The sequence below is a fragment of the Marilutibacter maris genome (genome assembly GCF_006546735.2).
GTDB lineage: Bacteria > Pseudomonadota > Gammaproteobacteria > Xanthomonadales > Xanthomonadaceae > Marilutibacter > Marilutibacter maris.
The window spans coordinates 1-4062 of sequence record NZ_VICD02000293.1; the positions used below are offsets into that span (position 1 = coordinate 1).

Annotated in this window: 5 protein-coding genes; 4 read left to right on the forward strand and 1 reads right to left on the reverse strand. The window is 73.6% G+C overall.

The genetic code is table 11. The features are described 5' to 3' along the window. A partial coding sequence (locus FKV24_RS16560; protein WP_141483166.1) for a double zinc ribbon domain-containing protein occupies window positions 1-419 on the reverse strand: 419 nt, incomplete at its 3' end. Window positions 420-562: 143 nt separating this feature from the next. On the opposite strand from FKV24_RS16560, the gene bioB reads away from it, so the two are divergent. From bioB to bioH, 4 genes are all read left to right on the forward strand, one after another. After that, window positions 563-1609: a biotin synthase BioB gene (bioB, locus tag FKV24_RS16565; protein ID WP_111265170.1), complete on the forward strand. Its 1047-nt coding sequence runs from the start codon at window positions 563-565 to the stop codon at window positions 1607-1609. A 105-nt stretch (window positions 1610-1714) separates the two neighbouring features. Then, entirely contained in the window at window positions 1715-2929 is a 1215-nt protein-coding gene (gene bioF / locus FKV24_RS16570) for an 8-amino-7-oxononanoate synthase (RefSeq protein WP_111265169.1), read from the forward strand. After that, window positions 2926-3384: an ACT domain-containing protein gene (locus FKV24_RS16575; protein WP_249041068.1), complete on the forward strand. Its 459-nt coding sequence runs from the start codon at window positions 2926-2928 to the stop codon at window positions 3382-3384. The genes bioF and FKV24_RS16575 overlap by 4 nt, the downstream gene beginning before the upstream one ends. 38 nt (window positions 3385-3422) lie before the next feature. Continuing rightward, on the forward strand, window positions 3423-4062 hold a 640-nt coding region (gene bioH, locus FKV24_RS16580; RefSeq protein WP_249041069.1), incomplete at its 3' end, for a pimeloyl-ACP methyl ester esterase BioH.

Sequence of the window (4062 nt, forward strand, 5' to 3'; positions counted from 1 at the left end):
ACCGGCACCAGGGCGTCCGGACGGCCGCCGGCCAGCACCGGCACGAGCGCGGCGGCCATCCATTCGCCCAGACCGCGGCCGGCGGCGAGATCGTCGTGGAATTTGGCCCGCGGCAGCAGCCGGTCGAGCGGGAAGCGGTAGACGAAGGCCGCGTGGCAGGCATCCAGTGGCGGCGGCCGGCGCAGGCAGCGGCCACAGACCGTCCCTGCCGCGCTGGCCGGCAGCGGCAACGCGCAGTGGCGGCAGGCGTGGCGGTTCCACGGCAACGCCGGCGCGCACGCCGGGCACAGCCCCGTCAGGCCACCCGAAGCCTGCGCCGACAGGCCGCAGTCGCTGCCGCAGACCAGGCAGGACGCCGGCCAGGCATGTGCCAGCAACGGACCGGCCCACAGCGGCCTGGCCAGCAGCGACCTGGCCAACAGCCGGCGCCAGCCCGCGGCCAGCCGGGCCAGGCCGCGCCACCGGCAGTTGTAAACCCCCGACGCCCCGGATTGGTTGACAGCCTCCGACATGCTTTCCAGACTGGCAGACCCTGTCCGGCCGCGTCCCTCGGAAAACTCCCATGTCTGACCCCAGCCAAGCGTCCGATCGGCGCGCCACCCCGCTCCGCCACGACTGGAACCGGGCCGAGGTCCGCGCCCTGTTCGACCTGCCGTTCCCGGAACTGCTGCACCGGGCCGCGGAGGTGCACCGCGAGCACTTCGACCCCACCGAGGTCCAGGTCAGCACCCTGCTGTCGGTCAAGACCGGTGGCTGCCCGGAGGACTGCGGCTACTGCCCGCAGGCGGCGCGCTACCACACCGGCGTCGACGCGACCAAGCTGATGAGCACCGAGGCGGTGGTCGAGAAGGCCCGCCAGGCCAAGGCCGCCGGCGCCAGCCGCTTCTGCATGGGCGCCGCCTGGCGCTCGCCCAAGGACCGCGACATCCCCAAGGTCGCGGCGATGATCCGCGAAGTGAAGGCGCTGGGGCTGGAGACCTGCGCGACCCTGGGCATGCTGTCCGGCGATCAGGCCGGCGCGCTGCGCGAGGCGGGCCTGGACTACTACAACCACAACCTCGACACCGCGCCGGAGTTCTACAACGAGATCATCCACACCCGCGAGTTCCAGGACCGCCTGGACACCCTCGCCCACGTCCGCGACGCCGGCATGAAGACCTGCTGCGGCGGCATCGTCGGCATGGGCGAGTCGCGCGCCCAGCGTGCCGGCCTGCTGCAGACCCTGGCCAACCTGCCGGCGCATCCGGACTCGGTGCCGATCAACCGCCTGGTCCAGGTCGAGGGCACGCCGCTGTCGGGCACCGCCGAGCTGGATCCGTTCGAGTTCGTCCGCACCATCGCCGTGGCCCGCATCCTGATGCCGCGTTCGATGGTGCGGCTGTCGGCCGGCCGCGAGGCGATGAGCGACGAACTGCAGGCGCTGTGCTTCCTCGCCGGGGCCAATTCCATCTTCTACGGCGAGAAACTGCTGACGACCGGTAACCCCGACACGGAGCGGGATATGGCATTGTTCCAACGCTTGGGCCTGCGGCCGATGCAGGTCCTGGAGCAGGGGGAGACCGTACATGCCGACATCATCGAAGCGCCCGAGACCCGGTGCGTCGCCTGACGGCGCGCTTTCGTCGTCGGCCCAGGCCGCGGACATGCGGCCGTACCGGCACCGGATGAGCGCCGCCGCGCCCGTCGCAATCGCCGCATCGACCGGGAGGACGTCATGAGCCGCCCGTCCTGGCAGCAGCGCATCCAGGCCGCGCGCAGCGAACGCGCCGCCGCCTCGCGCACCCGCGTCCGCCGCAGCGTCGGCCAGCGCGACGGTGCCCGCTGCGTGGTCGACGGCCGCAACCTGCTGAACTTCTGCGGCAACGACTACCTCGGCCTGTCGCAGCACTTCGCGGTGATCAACGCCCTGCAGGACGCGGCCGCGCGCGACGGTGCCGGCGGCGTCGCCTCGCACCTGGTCTGCGGTCACCACACCCTGCACGAGACCCTGGAAAAGGAACTGGCCGACTGGATCGGCGCGCCGGCCGCGCTGCTGTTCGGCAACGGCTTCCTCGCCAACCTGGCGGTGGTGCAGTCGCTGCTGGACGACGAGTCGGTGTGCGTGCAGGACCGGCTCAACCACGCCAGCCTGATCGACGCCGCGCGCCTGGCCGGCTGCCGGCTGCGCCGCTACCCGCACGCCGATGCCGAGGGCGCGATCCGCCAGTTGCGCAACGTCCCCTCCGGCCTGGCGATGCTCGCCACCGACGGCGTGTTCAGCATGGACGGCGACATCGCGCCGCTGCGCCAGCTGGCGCTGGTCGCGCGGGTGCAGCGGGCCCTGCTGTACGTCGACGACGCGCACGGCGTCGGCGTGCTCGGCCCGGACGGTCGCGGCAGCGTGGCCGAGGCCCGGCTCGGCACCGGCGAAGTGCCGCTGCAGCTGGTCACCCTCGGCAAGGCGCTGGGCAGCTACGGCGCCGCGGTGGTCGGCGATGCCGAACTGGTCGGCCACCTCGCCGAGACCGCGCGCCCCTACATCTACACCACCGCGCTGCCGCCGGCGCAGGCCGCCGCGAGCCTGGCCGCGATCCGGCTCGCCCGCCAGGAGCACTGGCGTCGCGAGAAGCTCGCCGACCTGATCGGCCGCTTCCGCGAGCATGCCAGCCGGGTCGGCCTGGCGCTGATGGACTCGCAGACGCCGATCCAGCCGGTCGTCGCCGGCAGCGATCAGCGCGCGCTGGCGATGGCGCAGTCGCTGGAGCAGGACGGCTACTGGGTCGCGCCGATCCGCCCGCCGACGGTGCCGGAAGGCCGCGCGCGCCTGCGGGTGACCCTGTCGGCGCTGCACGGCGTCGGCGATGTCGACGGTCTGGTGGTCGCGTTGCAGCGCGCCCGCGACCGCAGCGAACGCATGCACGACAGCGCCCGCCCACTGACCACGCCGTGACCGCAGCCTCCTCGCCCCACCCGCTCGCGGCCCCCGGGACGGACCGCCGCGGCGACCGCGACCTGGGACGGATGCTCGCGACCCTGCGGGCCGACGCCCGCGAGGGCGAGTTCGTGTTCGTCACCGTGCCGGGAGGTGCTCCCCGCCCGGCCTGGGCCGCACTCGCCGAGGCGACGGTGGCGGAGGCCGAGGGACTGAGCTGCGTGCTGCGACGCGCCGATGCCGACGCGCACGGCCTGGACTACGGTTTCAGCGCCGCCTGGCTCAGCCTGCGGGCGCACTCGGCGCTGGACGCGGTCGGCCTGACCGCCGCGGTGTCCACCGCGCTGGCCCGGCACGGCATCGCCTGCAATGTCGTGGCCGGCTTTCATCACGATCATCTGCTGGTGCCCGCCGACCGCCTCGACGCCGCACGCGACGCGCTGGCCGAACTGGCCGCCGCGCACGCGGCCTGACTTCCCCCTTCCCCCGTTTCCAGATCTCCCCCCGCTCCATGGCTGTTCCCCTGCATATCGAAACCCGCGGCCGCGGTCCCGCGCTCGCCCTGATCCACGGCTGGGCGATGCACGGCGGCCTGTTCGCGCCGCTGACCGAGCGCCTGGCCGACCGCTACACCCTGCACCTGATCGACCTGCCTGGCCACGGTCACGCCCGCGACAGCGAGGCCCCGCTCGAACCCGAATCGCTCGCCGCGAGCCTGGTCGCGCAGGTGCCCGATGCGGTCTGGCTGGGCTGGTCGCTCGGCGGCCAGTTCGCGCTGCGCGCGGCGCTCGACCACCCGGACGCGGTCCGCGGACTGGTGATGGTCGCCGCCTCGCCGCGCTTCGTCGCCGCCGACGACTGGCCGCACGGCGTCGGTCCGAACCTGTTCCGCGACTTCGGCGACGCGTTGCGGCGCGACTTCCGCGGCACCCTGGAAGGCTTCCTCGCGCTGGAGGCGCTGGGCTCGACCAGCGCGCAGGAGGAACTGCGCAGCCTGAAGTCGCATGCGTTCGAGCGCGGCGAGCCGTCCGAGCGGGTGCTGTTGGAGGGCCTGACCCTGCTCGACCGGCTCGACCTGCGCGACGAGCTCCCCGCGCTGACGGTGCCCAGCCTGTGGATCAGCGGCCGCCGCGACCGCCTGGTCCCGGCCG

Coding starts and splice junctions, on each gene's coding strand:
- bioB (WP_111265170.1), top strand. CDS start 563: ATGTCTGACCCCAGCCAAGCGTCCGATCGGCGCGCCACCCCGCTCCGC.
- bioF (WP_111265169.1), top strand. CDS start 1,715: ATGAGCCGCCCGTCCTGGCAGCAGCGCATCCAGGCCGCGCGCAGCGAA.